This window comes from Catenulispora subtropica, from assembly GCF_039531675.1.
In the GTDB taxonomy this organism is placed as follows: Bacteria; Actinomycetota; Actinomycetes; order Streptomycetales; family Catenulisporaceae; genus Catenulispora; species Catenulispora subtropica.
The window spans coordinates 1-21,429 of record NZ_BAAAQM010000077.1 but is presented as its reverse complement, the minus strand read 5'-3'; the positions used below and the strand labels follow the sequence as shown (position 1 = coordinate 21,429).

10 protein-coding genes are annotated in these 21,429 nt (G+C 73.0%); 2 read left to right on the top strand and 8 right to left on the bottom strand.

Features of this window, described 5'->3' with window-relative positions; genetic code table 11:
• Window positions 1-96: 96 nt before the first annotated feature.
• From ABD466_RS40390 to ltaE, 8 genes are all read right to left on the bottom strand, one after another.
• Entirely contained in the window at window positions 97-9,003 is an 8,907-nt protein-coding gene (locus ABD466_RS40390) for a non-ribosomal peptide synthetase (protein WP_344662593.1), read from the bottom strand.
• A gap of 21 nt (window positions 9,004-9,024) precedes the next feature.
• Window positions 9,025-9,216 (bottom strand): MbtH family protein, encoded by a 192-nt coding sequence (locus tag ABD466_RS40385; RefSeq protein WP_344662592.1) that lies wholly within the window; start codon window positions 9,214-9,216, stop codon window positions 9,025-9,027.
• Between the two features lie 22 nt (window positions 9,217-9,238).
• A complete protein-coding gene (locus ABD466_RS40380; RefSeq protein WP_344662591.1) occupies window positions 9,239-10,000 on the bottom strand; it encodes an SDR family oxidoreductase in 762 nt (253 codons plus the stop codon).
• A 13-nt stretch (window positions 10,001-10,013) separates the two neighbouring features.
• Window positions 10,014-14,237, bottom strand: coding sequence for an AMP-binding protein (locus ABD466_RS40375; RefSeq protein WP_344662590.1), 4,224 nt, complete (start codon window positions 14,235-14,237; stop codon window positions 10,014-10,016).
• A gap of 77 nt (window positions 14,238-14,314) precedes the next feature.
• Entirely contained in the window at window positions 14,315-15,232 is a 918-nt protein-coding gene (locus tag ABD466_RS40370) for a phytanoyl-CoA dioxygenase family protein (RefSeq protein WP_344662589.1), read from the bottom strand.
• A 13-nt stretch (window positions 15,233-15,245) separates the two neighbouring features.
• Entirely contained in the window at window positions 15,246-16,202 is a 957-nt protein-coding gene (locus ABD466_RS40365; protein WP_344662588.1) for a GHMP family kinase ATP-binding protein, read from the bottom strand.
• Window positions 16,203-16,232: 30 nt separating this feature from the next.
• On the bottom strand, window positions 16,233-17,141 hold the full coding sequence (locus ABD466_RS40360) for a cupin-like domain-containing protein (protein WP_344662587.1): 909 nt from the start codon (window positions 17,139-17,141) through the stop codon (window positions 16,233-16,235).
• Window positions 17,101-18,216, bottom strand: coding sequence for a low-specificity L-threonine aldolase (gene ltaE, locus ABD466_RS40355; RefSeq protein ID WP_344662586.1), 1,116 nt, complete (start codon window positions 18,214-18,216; stop codon window positions 17,101-17,103). Before ltaE ends, ABD466_RS40360 begins: the two co-directional genes overlap by 41 nt.
• Window positions 18,217-18,351: 135 nt before the next feature.
• On the opposite strand from ltaE, the gene ABD466_RS40350 reads away from it, so the two are divergent.
• Entirely contained in the window at window positions 18,352-19,752 is a 1,401-nt protein-coding gene (locus tag ABD466_RS40350; protein ID WP_344662585.1) for an MFS transporter, read from the top strand.
• A gap of 78 nt (window positions 19,753-19,830) precedes the next feature.
• A complete protein-coding gene (locus tag ABD466_RS40345; RefSeq protein WP_344662584.1) occupies window positions 19,831-21,288 on the top strand; it encodes a M28 family metallopeptidase in 1,458 nt (485 codons plus the stop codon).
• Window positions 21,289-21,429: the final 141 nt, after the last annotated feature.

The window sequence follows — 21,429 nt, the reverse complement described above, 5'->3', positions numbered from 1 at the left end:
AGTCGCCACTCTGACCCCCCCCCCCCCCCCCCGCCCCCGCCCCCGATCAAGCCCCGGCGCGCAAGGCAACGCGCCGGGGCCCATCCACCCATCAACTCACCCGGTTCCGTATCCCGCAGCCACCTCCCCTCTCCGATCGTCGAGGGTCTGCTCGGCCCAGGCGTGGAACCCGGCCCCGGTCTCAAGAAGAAGATCGATGGCCAGTTCGCTGCCCGCATCACTGTTGGACATCAGCACGATCCCGGCGCCGGGCTCCAGGCCGACCGCCGTATAGCAGCGGTAGCCCTCCGTGGCGCCGGTATGGCCGAACCAGCGGACGCCGTCAGCCGCGGTGCGCACAACTGTCCCGAGCCCGTATGCGGCTGCCGATGACTCGCTGAGCAGCGTCTGCGCGGCCCACTGGTCAAGCAGTACCGGCCCGGCGCCGGCCTGGGCCCGCTGGACCTCGGCAGCGATCTTGGCCAGGTCGGCGGCGGTGGTCCAGAGGCCTCCGGTAGCGGCGGGATACAAGCGCCACCGGCCAGGGATCGGCGCGCCGGAGACATCGTGGCCGACGGCGACCCGGCCTTCGCGATCACGATCCCTGGCAGCGACGAACGCCGGCCCGTACCCGCTGTCCCGCAGTCCCAGCGGGCCGAACAGCAGATCACGCATCAGTTCGGGAAACGGCTCACCGGCCGCGTCCTGCAGCACCTGCTCCACCACCACGAAGTTCGTACCCGAGTACCGATACTCCCCCGGCGCACCGATCTGCCTGATCGGCGCCGTCTCAGCCGGCGCACGCCCCTCTAGCACGTCCAGCAAGCTCGGCACCGGACGGTCAGCCCGGCGTGCGCCGGCGCCCCCGAACTCGTCGAGGCTCAGCCCGGCGGTGTGCGACAGCAGCATCCTCAGCGTCACCGGCCGCCGCTTCGAGTCCCCACGGGGCAACCGCCAAGACCGCAGGTAAGCGTCGATGTCCTCATCAAGGTCGACCACTCCCTCGTCGACCAGCCGCGCCACAGCGACCGCGGTGACATGCTTGCTCACCGACCCGGCCTGGAACACCGTGTCAGGCCGCACCGGAACCCCGGACACCGCATCGGCCACGCCCTCGCCCCAGGCCTCCACCACCTCGCCGTCGGCGACCAGTGCCAAGCTCGCGCCCGGGACGCCGTGCCGCCGCAATCGCAGCCCGACCGCCGGGACACCGGGCGACAGCCGGTCCAGGAACGCGCGCGCCGGCGTCGGCGCCGCGTCGAGCGCCGCCTTGCGGCAGTGTTCGACGAGCAGACTCAGGTTCCTGAGGAACGCCTCGGCCAGCGCCTGGACGGTCTCGCACCGGTACAGATTCCGCGAGTACCCCCACACGACCTGGAACACGCCGTCGATCACCGCGGCGTCGACCTCCAGCAGATGCGGCCGGATCCCCGCGGCGGCCCGCTCGGCCCCCGGCACGGAACCGAGCCGTGTGAACAGGCCCGCCTCCGCCACGCTGTGGTGCTGCCCGAGGTAGTTGAAGCTGACCGGCGCCGGGCCCAGGCCGGTCCAGCCGGACCGCGGCGATACCTCGGCGCCGAGGTACCTCGCGATGCCATACCCGATGCCGTGCCCGGGCGTCCCGTGCAGATGCTCCTTGACCGTCAGGATGCTGTGCCGCAGGTCACCGGGGTCGGACAGCCGAATCCGCAGCGGATGGACCGACGTGAACCATCCGACGGTCCGCGTGAGATCGACGTCCTCGAACAACGGCTGCCGACCGTGCCCCTCCAGGTCCACGTGGACGTCAGCGACGCCGCAATGCTCGCCGAGCGTCAGGACGAGCGCGGTGACCAGCAGGTCGTTGATCTGGGTCCGGTAAGCGGTGTGCGCCGACCGCAGCAAGGCCTCGGTGTGCTCGGCGTCGAGCCGCACCCGGAGCTCGCCCAGCGACCCCTGGCTGTTGACACCGTCGGCATCGACCGGGAACGGCACCGCCTCGCCACGCGGCAACCGCCAGAACCCCGCCTCGGCCGCGAACTCAGCGCTGCCGGCATGCTCGGCCAGCCTCTGCGCCCAGTGCTGGAACGACGTGGTCTTCGCGGGCAGCGTGATCGGCTGGTCGTCGCACGCCTGCTGATACCCCGTCGCCAGGTCGTCGAGCAGGATGCCCCAGGAGACGGTGTCGACCACCAGGTGATGCGCGGTGATCACGACCTCGTCCGGCCGACCCGCTCCGATGCGCACCAGCAGCGCACGCAGCATCGGGCCGTCGGCGACGCTGAGCGAGGCGTGCAGGTCGTCGGCGGCGGCCTCGATGAGCGCATCGGCCTCGCGACCGGACTTCTCCCGCACATCCAGCACGTCCAGCACGTCCGCCACGTCCAGCGGATCACCTTCCCCAGGCTCGGCGACGGAAGCCTGCGAACCCACGAGCCGAAGCCGCAGCGCGTCATGGTGCCCCACCAGCGCCGCCAAGGCGTTCCGCAGAGCCGCCTCGTCAGCCGGCCCACTCCAGGCCAACCGAACAGCCTGGTTGTAATGGTCCACCGGCCACTCCAGCTCCGTGAACCACCGCTGGATCGGCGTCAACGGCAGCGGACCGACGACCGGGCCCTGCTCGGCGTGAACCGCGACGGCCGCGACGGCACCGGCCCCCTCCACGCTCGCCGCCAACTCGGCGATGGTCGGATTCGCGAACATCCGCCGCGGCGTCAACGCCACGCCCCGCTGCCGCGCCGCGACCATCACCTTGATGGACAGAATCGAGTCGCCGCCGAGGTCGAAGAAGTTGTCGTGGACCCCGACCTCCCGCACCCCGAGCACCTGGCACCACACCTCGGCCAGCGCCTTCTCCACGTCGGTCCGCGGCGCCGCGAACGCCACCACCAGATCCGGCCGCGCACCCTCCGGCGCCGGCAGCGCCTTGCGATCCACCTTCCCGTTCGGGTTCAACGGCAGCGCCGGCAGCGTCATGAACACCTGCGGCACCATGTAGTCCGGGACCCGCGACGCCAGATGCGCGCGCAGTTCCGACACCGTCGGCGCGGCTTCCCCGTCAGCGACCACATACGCGATCAACCGAGTGGGCCCCGCCGCGTCGTGATCGGCGACCACCGCGGCATGCGCCAACCGCGGATGCGCCAGCAGCGCGGCCTCCACCTCCCCCATCTCGACCCGGAACCCGCGGATCTTCACCTGGTGGTCGAGCCGCCCCAGGAACTCCACTTCTCCATCCGGCAGCCGCCGCAGCAGATCCCCCGTCCGGTACAGGCGCGCCCCAGGCGGCCCGAACGGATCGGGCACGAACCGCCGCGCGGTCAGCCCGGGCCGTCCGTGATATCCGCGTCCGACGCTGGCCCCACCGAGATAAGCCTCGCCGGGCACGCCGACCGGCACCGGCGCACCACCGGCGTCGAGCAGATACATACGTGTGTTGAGAATCGGCCGCCCCACCGAGATCACCGGTGAGTCCGCATCACAGCGCCACGCGGTGGAGTCCACCGAGACCTCGGTCGCGCCGTAGAGGTTCATCAGCGGCGTCTCCGGACAGCGCCGATGCCACTCGGCCACCAAGTCCAGCGTCATCGCCTCCGCACTGGCGAACAACCACCGCAGCGGCAGCGGCTCGCCGACTAGCGGGAGCATCGCCCGCAGCATGGACGGCACCAGATGCGCGGCGGTGATCTGCTCGCCGGCCATGACGTCGACGATGTACTGCGGGTCCTTGTAGCCGTCCGGACGCCCCAACACCACGGTCGCGCCGCAGGTCCAAGCCCAGAACATCTCATAGACAGAGATGTCGAAGCTCAGGCCGGCGAGTTGCAGCACCTTGTCACCCTCGGCCAGCGGGAAGTCGGTGGCCATCCACCAGATGTAGTTCACGATGCCGCGGTGCCGGATGAGCGTGCCCTTGGGGCGGCCGGTCGAGCCGGAGGTGTAGATGACGTAGGAGAGGTTCTCCGGCGAGGCGATACTCGTCGGCCGCTCCCCCGCCCGAGAGGCGATCCGCTCAGCGTCCACGGCCCGGTCCAGACACACGACCGTGCCGCCGAACTCGGGCAGGACGCCCAGCAGCGCGGTCTGCGTGACGACGACCGGAGCGGCGGTGTCCGCCAGCATGAACTCGATCCGGTCGGCCGGGTACTCGGGGTCCAACGGCACGTAGGCGGCACCGGACTTGAGAACGCCCAGCACGGCCACGGTCATGTCCACACCACGCCGCACACAGATCGCGACCAGCGACTCCCGCCCGACCCCGGCGGCGCGCAGCTCGTGCGCGACCCGGTTGGCCCGCTCGTCGAGCTCGCGGTAGGTGACGGTCTCGGCACCGAACCGCACCGCCACGCCGTCCGGCGTCCGGTCCGCCTGGTCCTCGAACAGCTGGTGCAGGCAGTGGCCGGCCGGGAAGGAACGCCCGGTGGCGTTGTAGTCCTCGACGGTCGCCTGCCACTCGGCGGCCGGCAGCGGCGCCAGCTCCGCGGCCACCCGGTCCGGCTCGGTCACGAACGCGCGCAGAGCCAGTTCGAAGTGCTCGACGAGCTGCCGCGCGCCGGCGGCTCCCACGTGGGCGGGGTCGTGGTCCAAGCGCAGCCGCAGCCGGTCGGCGAGCGCCACGTTGAGGACCAGCGGATACCCGGTGGCCTCCCAGGTCTGCCGCGAGGCCGCGCGCAGGCCGGTCGCGAGCGGCTCATCCGGCCGCAAGCGGCTCTCATACATCAGGATCGTGTCGAACAGCCGCCGTCCGGACGGGATGCGGCTGTGCCGCTGCACGTCGACCAGCGCGCAGTGCTCGAAGTCCCGCAGGGCGACCAGCTGGCCGTGGACGTCGTCGAGCCACTGCCCGATCGGCGTCCGCCCGGGGATCCGCAACCGCACCGGCAGGGTGTTGATCAGCAGCCCGACCGCCTGCTCGACGCCGGCCGGCCCGCCGGAGCGGCCCGAGGTCGTGGACCCGAACACCACGTCGGAGCCGCCGCCGAAGCGGCTCAGGACCAGACCCCACGCGGCGTGCACGAGAGCGCCGACGGTGATGCGGCGGCCGCGCGCGAAGGCGCGCAGGGCATCGGTGAAGTCGGCGGGGAACTCGACGGCGACCTGCTCCGGTTCGGCGCCCGGCGGGGGCGCGGGCGCGGGCAGCACGGTCAGCGGCGTCGGATCGGTGACGTCACCCAGTACGCCGTCCCAGTACTCGTCGGCCACGGCCGGATCGTGTGCCCGGAGCCAGTCGATGTGGCGGCGGAACGGGACCGGCGCGGGGAGCCGGGGCGGCGCACCGGTGGTGAGCAACGCTTCGTGCACCGCACGGACCTCGTCCAGCACCGCACGGACGCTCCAGCCGTCGAGCAGGATGTGGTGGCCGTGCCAGACGAAGAGGTGCCGCCGATCGGCCAGGCGGATCAGGTCGAAGCGGCGAGGCGGGGTGCTCTCCAGGTCGACACCGCGGGCGCGCGCCGCGGCGAGGTGCCCGGCCAGACGCTCGCGCGACGCCGGTTCGGGTTCGGCGCTCCAGTCCAGCTCGGTCACCTCGACCGGCGCCTCGCGCCACACGACCTGCAGCGGCTCCGGCAGGCCGTCCCAGGCGAAGGTGGTCCGCAGCGCCGGATGACGCCGCACCACCAGCTCGAGCGCGCGCCGCCAGCACCCCGGATCGAGTTCGCCGTCGAGGTCGTAGGCGAACTGGACCACGTAGTCGTCGGCGTCGGGGTGGAACAGGGTGTGGAACAGCATGCCGGTCTGCATCGGCGACAGCGGGTAGGCGTCCTCCACGCCTCCCGGGTCGATGCCGGCGCCGGCCAGGACGGAGGGGTCGAACACCGAGTCAAGGACGGGTTCGGCCGCTTCCACCGGCGCGGCGCCGGCAGCGAGGTCGGCCAGGGTCTGCTGGGTGAGCACCTGGCGCGGCGTCACCAGCAGCCCGGCCTCGCGCGCGGCGGCCGCGACGTGGATCGCCGCGACCGAATCGCCGCCGATGTCGAAGAAGTTGTCCTGCACGCCGACCCCGGGCAGGTCCAGCACGGCGCACCAGATGCGGGCCAGCTCCTGCTCGGCGGGAGTGCGGGGGGCCTCGCCGGCCGGACCTTCTTCGGCGACCAGGTCCGAGACCTGCGGCAGGGCTCCGCGGTCGATCTTGCGGCTCGCGGTCAGCGGCATTTCGTCGAGAACGACGATGCGGCTGGGCACCAGATAACCCGGCAGCAACCCGGTGAGGTGGTTGCGCAGCTCCGCGGGATCGGCCGCGGCCGGCGGCTCCGGTGTCACGTAGCCGACCAGCCGCCGCCCGGCCGGTCCCTCGACCGCGATCACCGCCGCGCGGGCCACGGCCGGGTGGGCCAGCAGCGCGGCCTCGATCTCGGCGGGCTCGACGCTGTGGCTGCGGATCTTCACCATCGCGTCGATGCGGCCGTGGATGCGCAGGGATCCGTCGGCGGCGAAGCGGACCAGGTCGCCGGTGCGGTACAGGCGCGAGCCGGCCGGCCCGAAGGGGTCGGGCACGAACTTGGCGGCGGTCAGGCCGGGGCGGCCGCGGTAGCCGCGCGCCACGCCCGGGCCCCCGACGAACAGCTCGCCGAGTGCGCCGCGCGGGACGGGGTTCAGGTCCGCGTCGAGCACGTAGACGGTGTCGCCGGGGATCGGACGGCCGATGTCGTTCGCCTCGGTGCCGGCCCCGAGGTGCGCGTGGGTGGCGTGGACCGTGATCTCGGTCGGTCCGTAGCCGTTGACCAGCTCGTCGCTGTGCGCGCGGAGCTGGTCGGCGAGCGCCGTGGGCAGGGCTTCGGCGGTGTTGACCGCGTATTTCAGGCGGCCGTCGAACCCGCCGGCCAGCAGCAGCTGCCACCCCGCGGGCGTGGCCTGGGCATGGGTGACCCCGTGCTCGCGCATCAGGGCGCACAGCCGCGCGCCGTCCAGGCGGGCCTCGTCGGAGGCCACGACGACGGCGGCACCGCTGATCAGCGGCAGGAACAGCTCCTGCGTGGAGCCGTCGAAACCGAGCGAGGACAGCATCAGCCACCGGTCGCCGGCCCCGGTGGCGATCACGTCGCGCGCGCCGAGCAGCAGGTTGACGATGGCGCCGTGCGGGGTGTCGATGCCCTTGGGGCGGCCGGTGGAACCGGAGGTGTAGACGACGTAGGCGAGGTCGGTGGGCCGCACCTCGGGCAGCTCGGCGGGGGCGTCGGCGTCGCCCTCGGCGAGGTCGTCGAACGACACCGTGTCGCCGATGACGATCCGGGCCGCCGCGTCCTCCAGCAGGAGGCTGATGCGCGCGGCGGGGAACGAGGGATCGAGCGAGAGGTAGGAGCCGGCGGCCTTGAGGATGCCGACGGCGGAGGCGACCATCGACGCTCCGCGCGGCAGCGCGATCCCGACGACGTCGCCGTTCTGGACGCCCCGGGCCCGCAGGGCGCGCGCGATGCGGTCGGTGAGCCGGTCGAACTCGGCGTAGGTGAGCATCGTGTGCTCGTCGATGACGGCCGGGGCGCCGGGTGTCGCGGCGGCCTGCCGCCGGATGAGGCTGACGACGGTCTGCTCGTCCCAGCCCGGATCGCGCGCGGGCGGCTCCGCGGTCGCCCACTCCTGAGTGAGCAGCCTGATCTCCTCCGCGCCCATCATCATCGCGGCCGTGACCGGTTCGTCGGGCTGCGCGGTCGCTTGGTCGAGCACGGTGACCAGATAGCGGCCGAAGCGCCGGACCGTGTCCTCGCCGAACAGGTCGGTGGCGTAGTTGAGAGCCACCCCGATGCCGTCGGGACGGTTGACCGCCGTACAGGTCAGGTCGACCTTCGCGGTCGGGTCGGGCAACTCGACCGTGGTGGCGCGGAGCCCGGGCAGTTCGCAGACGCGTTCGCGTTCTTCGAAGCACTGGTAGAGCACCTGGTAGACGGGGTTCCGCGCGGCCGACCGGGTGGCCTTCACCGCCGCCACGACCTGGTCGAAGGTGACGTCGGCGTGGTCGAACGCGCCGAGCACGGCCTGGTGCGCGCGAGCCAGCTGGGCGGTGAACGCCGGCTGCCCGGACAGGTCCATCGGCAGCGCGACGGCGTTGGCGAACAGGCCGAGCAGCGGCTCGGTCTCCGCGGCCGTCCGGCCGGACAGGACCGAGCCGATCGCGAACCGGTCCTGGCCGCTGACGTGGCGGAGCACGGTGGCCAGGGCGGTGAGCAGGACGGTGTAGACGGTGACGCGCCGCTCGCCGGCGAGTCCGCGCACGCGCGCCGACAGCTCGGCGCCGAGTTCGATCTCGACGGTGTGGCCGCGGTGCGACTCGACGCCGGGACGCGGCCGGTCGGTCGGCAGCTCCAGCACGCCGGGCGTGTCGGCCAGCGCCGTCCGCCAGTAGTCGAGCTGCTCGGCCTGCAAGCCGGCGGCGAGGCGTCCGGACTGCCAGGCGGCGTAGTCGGCGTAGTGGATCGGGAGCGGAGCCAGGGTACTGGGACGGTCGGCGACGTGGGCGGCGTAGAGCTCGTCCAGCTCGCGGAGCATGAGGGCGCAGGACCAGCCGTCGGTGACCATGTGGTGGGCGGTCAGGACCAGCAGGTGGTCGGCGTCCCCGAGACCGATCAGCAGAGCCCGCATGACCGGACCGGCCGTGAGGTCGAACGGCGTGGCGATCTCGACGGCGGCCAGGTCCAGGGCCTCGGCCATGCTCCCGGCCGCCGTGACGGCCAGCGGGACGGGGCTGTCGGCGCCGGTCCGCCCGACGGCGGCTCGCCGTTCCCCCTCTCCTTGGCCGGAGACCGTCTGATCGGCACCCGGCTCGGGGAACGTCGTCCGCAGCACCTCGTGCCGCCCGGCCAGCGCGTCCAGCGCCGAGCGCAGCGCCGGGACGTCGAGCGCGCCGCGCACGTGCAGGATGCGCGGCACCGCGTAGAGCGCGTTCGTCTCCAGGAACTGGTTCGTCACCCACATCGCGTGCTGGACCGGCGACATGCACTCCGGCCCGCTGCCGCGCCGCGGGATGCCCCCGCCGCCCCCCGTGGTCCCGGCCAGACGCCGGCGCAGCAGCTCCCGCTTTGCGGCGGACAGGTCGGCCTTCTCAGTATTCATCCCTGGCTCCCGCTCTCCCGGCTAGTTCCGCAGGCTGCGCGGCCGCATGTCCACCCAGACCCGCTCGATGTGCGTGATGCACTCGTCCTCGGTCCCGGTCGTGCCCTCGGCCCGCCACCCGGCGGGGACGGGCCGGCCGGCCGGCCAGATCGAGTACTGCTCCTCGTCGTTGAGCACCACGTGGAACCGGCGCTCGCCGCTGTCCTCGGACACGGTCGTCTCCTTCGTTTCGGGGTCAGGCCCGCTGGCGGGTCGGGCGGATGCGGATGTCGTCGAGATGGACGTGCGCCGGCTGGCCGACCGCGAACGCGACGGTCCGGGCGATGTCGGCACCGGTGAGCAGCGGCCCGTTGTCCGCCTCGACCTGGGCGAACCACACCGGGTCGTAGCCGGCGCGCTCCTGGAAGCCGGTCTTGACGAATCCGGGCTCGATCAAGGTGACGCGGACGCCGTGCGCGCACAGTTCCTGGCGCAGGCCCTCGACAGCGCCGTGCAGCGCGAACTTGGTGGAGCCGTAGACGGGGTTCGCCGCGGAGACCTGGCGGCCGGCGGTCGAGCCGAGCACGACGATGTCGCGGGCCTGCTGGTTCCGGCCCTGCTGCGCCTCCGCTCGCATGCGGCGGCCCGCGGTGCGCAGGTGCCGCAGCGCGGCGAGGTAGTTGACCTCGACGAGGCCGGCCCAGCCGGCGTCGTCGGAGTCCAGCAGGGTTCCCGGCAGTCCGTGGCCGGCGGCCGCGACCACCAGGTCGGGCTCACGGCCCCAGGCCCGGCGCGCGGTGTCGAAGAGCTCGTCCATGAGGTGCGTCTCCCGGACGTCGCCGATCAGCGTGAGCAGCTCGCCGGACCCGCCTTCGGCCATGGCGGCCAGGTCCTTGAGCGCGCCCTCGGAGCGGCCGGTCGCGACCACGCGCGCCCCGCCCTCCAGCAGTTCCAGGGCGATCGCCCGGCCGATGCCGGAGGTCGCGCCGGTGACGACGGCTATGCGTTCGGATGCCATGTCGGGCCCCTCGCTATGGGATGAAGTGCGGGTGCCGCTGAGTGAGCACACCGGTGTCGATGAGGTGTTTGCAGAACCGGCCGAGCCAGGCCCGGTCCAGGTCGGTGAAGCGGACGCCGAGCCGGTCCAGGCGGCGGTGGGTGGCGGCGCAGCGGTAGGAGACGTTGCGGTCCTCCCGGCCGGCCCAGACGTAGGCGAGGGCGAGTTCGGGGTCGTCGACGTCGGCGTGTGCGCGGACCAGGTCGTCCACGCCCTCGTGCGGGGTCGGGCGCAGGTCGAAGCCCAGGTCGCGCAGGGCGTCGAAGACCGCGCGGTACGGGACGCCGCGGGCGGCGTCGACGTGGAACACGCCGCCGGACCCGCCGGGCGCGGTCGAGAGCGCGAACACGGCGTCGGCCACGGTGTCGACCGGGCTCAGGACCACGGTCTGGTCGCCGCCGCCCGGGACGCGGCCCAGCTTCACCAGCGCGCGCAGGAGCTGGACGAGACGGTTGTCGCCGCCGTTGCGCTGGAAGCGGCCGGTCGCCGAGTGACCGGTGACGTTGCCGGTACGGTAGACGAAGGCGCTGCCGCCGGCCGCGGCGAAGCGGCGCACGAGCAGTTCGCTCTGGAACTTGCTCTCCTCGTACTCGCTGAGGAAGCGCTGGCCGATGTCCAGATCCGTCTCCGCGAACGGGACGGCCACCGGGCCGGGGACATAACCGCAGACCGCGAGCGTGGACATGTAGTGCAGGTCCTTGGGCCGCGCGGTCGAGCAGAGCCGGATCGCCTCCCGCACCGAGTCGGTGTTGGCCCGGCGCATGGTCTCGCGGCGGCTGACCAGGCGGGTGTCGGCGGCGAGGTGGTAGACGGCGTCGGTGTCGGCGGCGAGCGCCCGGTAGGCGGATACGGGCAGCCCGAAGGAGGGTTCGCCGATGTCGCCCGCCAAGGCGGTGACGCGGTGGCGGTGGCGCTGGAGGTCCTCGTCGGGGAAGTACCAGGCGAGGGTGTCCCACAGCCGGGCCTCGGCGGCGCGGTCGTGGGCGGCGCGGACCAGGCAGGAGGCGTGCAGGGTGCTGCCGGTGAGGATGCGGTGCAGCAGGTGGGCGCCGATGTAGCCGGTCGCGCCGGTGATCAGGACGTGGCGGTAGGCACGGCGCGACGCGACGGCGAGCTGAGGCGGGCACTCGGGGACGTGGGTGAGCAGGCCGGTGCTGGAACCGGGTTCGATCCAGACGCGGGCCGTTCCGGCGACCGGGAGCGCATCGCGGATGGAGGTCAGGAGAGCGGCCATGGAGGTGGCATCTTCGAGCGCATCGGAGAAAGACAGGTCTATGCCGAGACGACCGCCGACAATGCGCGCGGTCACCTTGAGGTCGTAGACGCGGTCGTTGCGGGGCCCCCGGACCGGACCGAGCGGAAGGGAGGACGGACGCAGCGGAAGCGGCCCGTCGAGCGGAAAGTCGAAGCGTCCGAGGAAGTTGTAACAGGCGACCGCCGTGTCAGGCACGGGCGGCGGCGCGGCCGCGTGATCTCCAAGGCCGTCGAGCAAGGCGGCGGCGGCCTGGACCGCGTCGGCGCCGCAGGGCACGTCGAGCCGGTGCAGCGCGGTGAACCAGCCGACGGTGCGCGAGACGTCGGGCTGGTCGGGGCCGGTGCGGCGACCGTGCGTCTCGACGTCGACCGGCACCCGGTCCACGGCGCGGCGGCGGCCGAGTTCGCGCGCGAAGACGCCGAGCAGAGCGGCGTGGAGCGGAACCGGCAGGTCTCTGACGAGCTGCTCGGTCTCGGCCTCGGAGAACACCAGCCACGCGCTGCTCGCCGAGCCCTCCACGTTGGCGGTGCCCGCTGATCGGCGGGTCACCGGCGCCTCCCGCGCGGCGCCCGACGCCCGCAGCCACTGCCAGAACCCCGTCGCCTCCGGCCCGGGCGCCGGCCCGCCGGCGAGGCGCGCGCCGTAGAGAGCCCGCAGATCGTCGATCAGGATCCGCCACGACACCGCGTCGACCGCCAGGTGGTGGCCGAGCATCAGCAGCCGCGAGGGTCCCGCGTCGCTGGTGAACAGGTGGACCCGGAACACGCGCCCGGCCTCCGGGTCGATGCCCGCCTGCAGACCGCGCATCGTGTGCTGGACACCGAGCCCGGCCTCGTCCGCGTCCCGGGCGTCCAGGACCGAGGTGCTGAACCAGCCTCCGGACACGTCCACCGCTTCGGCGACCCACCGCTCCCCCGCCGCGCGGAACGCCGTCCGCAGCATCGGGTGCAGCCCGACCAGCTCGGCGACGCTGTCGCGCAGCGCCTCGGCGTCGACCGGGCCGTCGACCTCGCAGCACAGCGCCTGGTTCCAGGCGTCCGGCTGGGCGAAGCCCCGGCCGAGGAACCAGGCCTGCGACGGCGCGAGCCCGATGCCCTCCGACGACGACGGCCGGTCGCGCGGCGGAATGCCCGGAGCCCCCGCGCCGCCCGGAGCAGCACCCAGCTCCCCCGGCTCCCCCGGCCCTCGCGGCCCGCCGGCGGCGGCGTCCGCGACCTGCCGGGACAGCGCCCGGGCGGTCGGCTCGGCCAGGAACCGGCCGGTGGTGACCTCGTGGCCGCGGCGCTGCAGGTCGGCCACGACCTGGATCGCGCCGACCGAGTCGCCGCCGAGGTCGAAGAAGTCGTCGCCGGGCGCGAAGTCGGCGCGGCCCAGGTACTTGGCGAACAGCTCGGCGACGATCCCGTCGACCTCGTCGGCCGGCAGCGGAACGCGCTCCCCGGCGGCGAGCTCGGCGGCCAGGATCTCGCGGACCCGCACCGCGTCGGTCTTGCCGTTGTCGGTGCGCGGCAGCTCGGCCAGCGCCGTGAAGCGGCGGGGGACCATGTAGTCCGGCAGCGTCTCGCGCAGGGCCGCGCCGAGGCCGGCCAGGACGGCGTCGCTGTCGGCGACCACCGCGGCCGCCAGGATGTCGTGCCGTCCGGGCACGGCGACCCGGTGGCAGCTGGCCTGCCGCACGCCGGGCACGGCCCGCAGCACGGTCTCGACGTACTCGAGCTCGACGCGGTAGCCGCCGATCTTCACCTGGCGGTCGACCCGGCCCAGGAACGTGGCCTCGCCGTAGTCGGACAGGCGGATCAGGTCGCCGGTGCGGTAGAGGCGGCCGTGTTCGGGGTCGTGCAGGAAGGCTTTGGCGTTCTCCTCGGGCAGGCCGAGGTAGCCCTGGGAGACCGAGGGGCCGGCGATGTGGAGCTCGCCGGTGGCGGCCTTCTCGTGCCAGGTCCCGTCGTCGGTGCGGACCAGGAGCCGGGTCTGGCCCAGCCCGGTGCCGATCGGGACGGACTCGCCGGCCGGGCCGGCGGTGTCGCCTTCGGATCGCAGCACGTTGACGGCCACGCCGACGGTGGTCTCGGTCGGGCCGTAGTGGTTGACCAGGGTGCGGGTGACGCCGCTGCGCAGGATCTCGCGCGCGGTGCGCGGCGCCAGGGCCTCGCCGCCGAGCAGCAGATACCGCAGCGAGGGACGGCGTCCGGACTCGACGACGGCCGACACGGCGCCCCAGTGCGAGGGTGTGGTCTTGACGACGTCGATCGAGGCGGTGCGCAGGTAGTCCATCAGGCGGCGCGGGTCGCGGCGGTCGTGGTCGGCGACCAGGTGGACGGTGCCGCCGGACCACAGCGGCAGGAACAGGCAGGTGTTGCCGAGGTCTGCGGACAGGGTGCTGACGTGGGCGTAGGCCAGCGGCTCGCCGATGCCCAGGCGGGTCAGCAGGGACTCGGTGTAGTGGCGCAGGTTGCCGTGGTCGACGACCACGCCCTTGGCCGGGCCGGTGGAGCCGGAGGTGAACAGGACGTAGGCGGGGCGGTCCGCGGGGGCGGGCGCGGCCAGGGCCGTGGTGGGCTCGGCGGCGAGGAGGTCCTCGTAGATCAGGATCCTGCCAGGTAGGCCCGCGAGGGCCGCGGCGCGCTCGGCGGTGGTGACCACGGCGTCGGCGGCGGCCAGCTTGCGCCGCACCACCGCGTCCGGGTCGGCGCCGTCGTACTCGAGCATGGTGTAGGCGGCGCCGGCCCGCAGCACCCCGGCCAGCGCCACCAGCGGCGCCGGGGTGCGCGGCAGCACCACCCCGACGACCGCCCCGGGCCCGACGCCCGCCCGGGCCAGCCCCGCGCCCAGCCGCAGCGAGCGGCGGCGCAGATCGCGGTAGGACAAACGCTCCCCGCCGGCCACGACCGCGATCCGGTCGGGCGCGGCGGCGGCGGTGCGGTCGATCCGCTCGACGAGCACGGGCTACCCCTCCTGGTGCGCGGGCGTCGTGGTGGACACCCGGTGTCGGCTTCTTCCGTCGGCCCCCGGTCCCGCTCCTACCGCCGCGTGGGCGGCGCCCCGGTCGTCAGGCTCACCGCCGGCTTGCCCATGCGCGGCTCCCACTTCGGGCTCCCGAGTTCGGCGCCGGGGGTGTCGAGCACGCCGAGCCGCGCCAGCCGGCGCAGGGCCGTGCGCGCCGCGGGCTCCTTCTCGGCCCGCTCGCGGAACTCCCGCCAGACCGGGTACTTGATCCGGTCGAACGGCATGTCGCCGTAGTCGCCCATGTGCAGCAGGGCGTCGCGGACCAGCTCCACCTGCTCGCCGCCGGCGGCGATCGGGTCGGCGAAGTAGTACACGTCCCACAGGAACCTGCGATAGCCGCCCTGGGAGGCGTGCATCAGGTTGGCGTGGAAGGCGATCACGTCGCCGGGGCGGGTGTCGAGGCCGTGCAGCGGGATCGGCCAGTCCCCTTCGTCGAAGCCGTGGCCCTGGCGTTCGGGGGCCTGGCCGACGTAGTCCCAGTACCGGCGGTGGGTCTCCGGAAGGTGGGAGCCGGGCACGACCTGCAACTGGCCCTCCTCGCGGCTGCAGGCGTCGAGGTAGACCATGAACTTCACGCCCTGAAGCCCCAGCGGCATGTCGATGTGCCACTTGGTGTTGGCGCGGAAGCAGGTCGCCTCGCCCTGCGAGGGCACGGTGGCGCAGCCCATCAGGTGGTGCGAGGCCTGCCAGAACCGCGGGTCCTCGGCCACCAGGGACGCCGCGAACGGCGTGCTCGCGGCCATCATCGGCAGGTCGAAGGCGGGCACCTCGGCGACCGGGGGGCCGTCGTCGAGGTAGGCCGCGCCGTAGGCGTCGGCCATCGCGGTCGTCGCCTCGTCCTTGAGCACGGCGATCTCCGCCGCGCTCAGCAGGCCGCGGAACACCACGAAGCCGAAGGTCTGGAAGTGTGCGTACTCCTGCTGGCTGATCACTCGATCACCGTCCTCATACCTGGGCCTGGGCCATCTCTGCGGTGCACCATCCGGCGCCGGGGCATCGGAGGGCTTTCGGTTCGCCATCGCCGCCGGGCAGCGTGTGGTCGACCCAGGCCGTGCCGGTGAGCTCGGCGGCCGCCTTCCGGGCCCGCTCCAGCTGCCAGGCGTGATCCGGGGCGGCGGCGTCGAGCAGGACGCCGAGCACGGTGCCGCTGTGGGCGGCGACCACCCCCAGCCCCTGCACGTCGCGGCAGACCGCGATCATGTCGTCCAGCAGCCGCTTGGGGCACAGCCGCTGGTTCATCCGGGCACTGTGGGTGGCGACCTGGCCGACGGTGGCGGCGTCGCCCTCCCGGATCGCCGTGCCGAGCACGTCGAGCAAGTGCTCGTACACGTGCTTGTCGTGGTCCGAGAAGTCCTTGGGCCGGCGGTTGAAGCCCACGGTCTCGATCTCGCCGCCCTCGTCGACGCCGACCACGGTCATCGGCGGCAGGTGCCCGAGCCGGGCCCGCAGCCGAACCTGCCGGTGGTGGAAGGCGACCGAGCCGGGGTACATCACCCCGTCGGACGGCTCGATCGGGCGGATCAGGGCCTCGATGGTCGCCGGGTCGGCGGCCACCCCGACCGCCCGGGCCACCGCGCGGGCGGTGGCCACCAGGTCGGCCGAGGAACTGGCCAGCCCTTTGCCCACCGGCAGGTCGCTGTGCAGGTGCAGCAGGCCGCCGCCGGGAAGGCCGTGCCCGGCCAGCAGCGCCTCGGCCAGCAGCTTGGACTTGACGCGCGAGGCCGGCCGGACCCGGACGTCGGGGGCGTGCGGGTCGTAGCGGAACCGGGCGGTGCTCCAGCGCGCGATCGGCATCGTGACCAGGAAGTCGGTGCCGTCCGAGAGCGCGCCCTGCAGCAGTTCGCCGAAGGTGCCGAACGCCGTCGCCGCCTCGTAGGCCGCGTCGGGCCGTGTGTTCCCCATCGCTGACTCTGACTCCCTCGTTCGGCACGGCTAGGAGATGTAGACGAAGTAGGACTTGAGCGCGGGCATCAGGACCCGCAACGGCACCCGGCCCCAGACGCCGAGGGCCAGCAGCGCGTTGTAGCGCAGGTTCTTGGCCGGCATGCCGTCGCGGACCGCGGCCAGGCCCTTCAGGGCGCTGCGGTGGTCGTGCCAGTCGATGTTGAAGGACACCGACGCGGTCTGCGACGTGACCTTGTGCAGCGTCCCGGGCGGCATGTAGAACAGGTCGCCGCCCTCGACGATCGCCTCGGTCAGCGGCACTCCGGCGAACTGCGGGAAGCGCTTCAGATCCGGCGCGTCCGGGTCGATGGCCGACCAGCGCCAGTTGTAGGTGCCGCAGCGCTTGCGGTCGGCGTCGGAGACCATCAGGAACCGCTTGCGGCCGTGGAACTGGAAGAACAGGTTGTGCGTCAGCAGCGTGTCGAAGTGCAGCGGCGTCTCGGCGCGCGAGGGGCCGACGAAGAACTGCGGGAACACCCACCACTGCTCGCGGAAGAACCGGGGCAGCAGCGCGCCGGTGAAGCCGTCGAGGTCGCGGCGCAGCTCCGGCATCAGGCTCAGCAGCGGCACGTCGTGCAGGTAGGCCGGCGGCTGCCCGGGATCGTCCTGGACGGCGGCGCGCTCCTCCCACTCGGCGACGGTCTTGCAGTAGTCGGCCATGCTGACGGTCTCGGTCCGGCCCTCGGCCACCCGGCCGGTCTTCAGGCGCACCGGCAGGTCGGCGGCGACCGAGGCGAAGTAGTCCAGCGACCACTTCTCGGCCGCGGGCAGGTGGGCCAGGGCCCCCTTCATCAGGACCGGCTTGCGATTGACGTACTCGCGGTAGAACTCGCGCCGGGTCAGACCGGTGCGCACGTCAACGGGCGAGGGCGGATTCTTGGAAGTCACGGTGGTCATGGCTCTCCCGGGCCGGGGGGCTTGCAGGGGTGGCGCCGCGCAGGACCGAGGCGATCACCGCGAGGACGTGGTCGATGTCGGCGTCGTCGATCCCGTAGTGGGTGACGGCGCGGATCTGGTCGTGGGCGAGCTCGGCCAAGCCGACCCCGCCGGCGGCGCAGGCCGCGAGGAACGCGCGGTTGTCCCAGCCGGGGGCGACGACGCGGAAGAAGACCATGTTGGTCGACACGTCGTCGGTGTCGACGACGACGCCCTCGATCCGGCGCAGCCCGGCGGCCAGGCGGCGCGCGGTGGCGTGGTCCTCGGCCAAACGAGCGCGGTTCTCCAGCGCGACGATGGCCGCCGCGGCCAGCACCCCGGACTGCCGCATGCCGCCGCCGAGCATCTTGCGCAGCCGCCGCACCCGGGCGACGAACGCGGCCTCGCCGACCGCCATCGAGCCGACCGGCGCGCCCAGGCCCTTGGACAGGCAGAACTGGAGCGAGTCGGCGTGCGCGGCGATCTCGGCCGGGTCGACGTCCAGCGCCAGCGCGGCGTTGAACAGCCGGGCGCCGTCCATGTGCAGGGCGATCCCGCGCTCGGCGGCCAGCGCCTTGGCGTCGGCGAGATAGGACATCGGCAGCACCTTGGCGCCGGCCTGGTTCTGCGGGTTCTCCAGGCACAGCAGCGCCGGCAGGGCGAACTGCGGGTCGCCGGGGTCGGCCGGGAACGCCGCGGCGATGTCGGCCAGCGCCAGCGAGCCGTCGGCCTGGATCGGCAGCGGGTGGTAGGTGACGCCGCCGCAGACCGCGGCGCCGCCGGCCTCGTAGACGTAGATGTCGGACTCCTCGCCGACGATGACCTTCGAGCCGCGCGGGCAGTGCGCCATGATGCTGGCCAGGTTCGCCATCGTGCCGCTGGGCAGGAAGCACGCGGCCGGCTTGCCCAGGGTCCGGGCGGCCAGCGCCTCCAGCTCGTTGACCGTGGGGTCCTCGCCGTAGACGTCGTCACCGAGCTCGGCGGAGGCCATCGCGCGGAGCATGGCGGCCGAGGGCAGGGTGAAGGTGTCGCTGCGGAGTTCGACGCGGGATGGCACGAACACCTCCTCGTGAGTGCTGTCCGTTCGTGGTGCGACCACCGTCCGGCGCGCGCCCATCGGCCGGCCATCGGCCGCCTATCGCAGCCCCGCCCAGCGATGGAGTTTTCTCCACCGATGTGTGATTATCGCTCTATGGGCGAGGACACAGCGATCGACACGATGCCCGTGGCCGCGAGAAAATCCCAGGTCAAAGGGCCAATCCCGGCGGTCGCTCGGACCGCGTCGGCAGCCCCATCGACCTCGGTCACCCCTGAAAACTCCATCGATGCGATAGATTCCATCGATCCGGGGTTCTCCACCACCCGCCTGGGCGCAAATTTCCGGCGTCTGTGGACCTCGGCGGCGGCGTCGAACCTGGCCGACGGCATCCTGAAGGTGGCCCTGCCGCTGGTGGCGATCCAGTACACCCGTTCCCCGGCGCTGATCGCCGGGCTGACCTTCGCGTTCACGCTGCCGTGGCTGCTGCTGGCCCTGACCGCCGGCGCGGTCGCGGACCGCGTGGACCGGCGGGTGCTGATGCTGGGAGCGAACGCGGTCCGCGCGGGCCTGGTGGCGGTGCTGCTCGTCGCGCTGCTGGCCGGCGGCGGCTCGATCTGGCTGCTCTACGCGGCGGCGCTGCTGGCCGGGACCGCCGAGACCTTCTACGACACCGCGTCGCAGGCGATCCTGCCGCAGATCGTGCGGCGCGATCAGCTGGAGCGGGCCAACAGCCTGCTGTACGCGGCGGAGATGACGGCGTTCGAGTTCATCGGGCCGCCGCTGGCGGGGTTCCTGGTGGCGGCCGGGGTGGGGATCGCCATCGGGGCGCCGGTCGGGCTGTGGGCCGGGGCGCTCGCGCTGTTGCTGCTGGTGCGCGGGACGTTCAAGACCCGGGCCGCGACGACGCGCACCACGTTGCGCGGAGACGTCGCCGAGGGGCTGCGCTACCTCGCCCGCAACCGCCCCCTGCGCACGATCACGGTGATGACCGGCGTGTTCAACCTGGCCAGCAGCGCGGCGCAGGCGGTGCTGGTGCTCTACGCGGTGGGTCAGGCCTCCGCGATGCGGCTGACGCAGCAGCAGTACGGCTGGATGCTGTCGGCGGTGGCCGCCGGGTGCCTGGCGGGCTCGTTCGTGGCCGAGCGGGCCGAGAAGGCGCTGGGCCGGGCACGGGCGATCGCGCTGGGCTACCTGTTCGGCGGACTGTCGGTCGGCGCGCCGGCGGTCACGACGAACGCCTATCTGATCGGTGCGGCGTACTTCGTCGGCGGCGTGGCGCTGGTGATCGGCAACGTGACGACCCTGTCGCTGCGCCAGCGGATCACCCCGGGCCGGCTGCTCGGGCGCATCAACAGCTGCCACCGGCTGGTGGCGTACGGCACCAAGCCGCTCGGCGCGCTGCTCGGCGGCCTGCTCGCGCAGACACTGGGGCTGCGGGCGGTGTTCGCGGTCATGGGGCCGCTGGCGGTGCTGACGCTGCTCGGGATGCGGCAGCTGACGGACAAGGCGATGGACGCCGCCGTGGCGGAGACAGGGCATCAGGACTCTCAGTAGCATGCGCGCCGGTTGCGTCGGACGGGGCAGTGAGTAGGTTCCGCAGCGGAGGCCCACTCCCTACCCCGGAGGCGCATCGTGACAGAGCACGGATCCAACGGCTCGGGCCCGACCAGGCGGCAGGCCCTCACCGGCGCGGCGGTCCTCGGCACCGCCGCCACACTCGCCGGCCCGGCGACCGCGAGCGCGGACGACTCCGGCGGGGCGCCGAGAATCGGCCAGAGCCCCATCGGGGTCGGCCGGCAGAAGCCGAGCAAGGCGCTGCGGGAGCTGCTGGCCCAGGTCGACCCGGCGCGGCTGGAGGCGACGATCATGAAGCTCGTCTCCTTCGGCACCCGGCACACGCTGTCCAGCCAGACCGATCCGGCGCGCGGCATCGGCGCGGCCACGAACTGGGTGTTCGCGCAGCTGCAGGCGATCGCGGCCACCTCCGGCGGGCGGATGACCGTGGAGCGGCAGAGCTTCGTGCAGCCCGCGGGCTCGCGGATCCCGGTGCCGACGACCATCACCAACGTGCTGGCCACGCTCAAGGGCACCGCGCCGACCGAGCGGGTCTACGTCGTCACCGGGCACCTGGACTCGCGGATCACCGACGTCATGAACTTCACCGACGACGCCCCCGGCGCCGACGACGACGGCTCGGGCGTGGCCGCGGTACTGGAGACGGCACGGCTGTTCGCGACCCGCAGCTTCCCCGGCACCCTCGTGTTCGGCATCGTCGCGGGCGAGGAACAGGGCCTGTACGGCTCGGCGTTCATGGCCCGGCAGATGAAGGCGGCCGGCATGGACGTGCAGGGCATGTTCAGCAACGACATCATCGGCGCCAGCAGCGCCTGGGACGGCACACCCCCGGACCCGCACACGGTGCGCTTGTTCGTCGAGGGCGTCCCCACCGCCGAGACCCCGGCGCAGACCGCGATCCGCCAGTCGGTCGGCGGCGAGAACGACGGCCCGTCCCGCCAACTGGCCCGCTTCGCCCAGGACGTGGCGGTCAACGACGCCACCGACATGACCATCCGCGTGGTCTGGCGCCGCGACCGCTACCTGCGAGGCAGCGACCACCTGTCCTACCTCCAGCTGGCCTACCCGGCGGGCCGCTTCACCGAGCCCCGCGAGAACTTCGACCACGAACACCAGGACGTCCGCGTCGAGAACGGCGTCCAGTTCGGCGACCTGCCGCGGTTCTGCGATTTCCAGTACATGGCCCGCGTCACCCGCGTCAACGCCGCGACCCTGTGGTCCCTGGCCTCCGGCCCCGGCACCCCGAAGGACGTCGTCATCCTCACCACCCCGCCGGCCGGCTTCTCCGGCGTCAACACCACGACCCTGACCTGGACCCGCGGCGACGACGCCGGCCTCACCGGCTACGAGGTGGTGCTGCGCGAGACCACGTCGCCGGTGTGGACCGAGGCGCTGCCGGTCGGCGACGTGACCACGGTGACGCTGCCGATCGCGAAGGACAACGTCCAGTTCGGGCTGCGGGCGGTGGGCGCCGGCGGGCTGCGGAGCCCGGTGGCGTTCCCGACGGTGGGCTGATACGTTCTTCGGCCATTGATGGTGTGTGAGGGCTCGCAGTTCGGCGGGCGCCTGGCTGTCGGCCGACGGTCCAGGCGCCACCTCGGACCCCGGAGAAGAACACTCCTCGAGGCGGGTTTTGGTTCGTTCCCCTCGGTCACG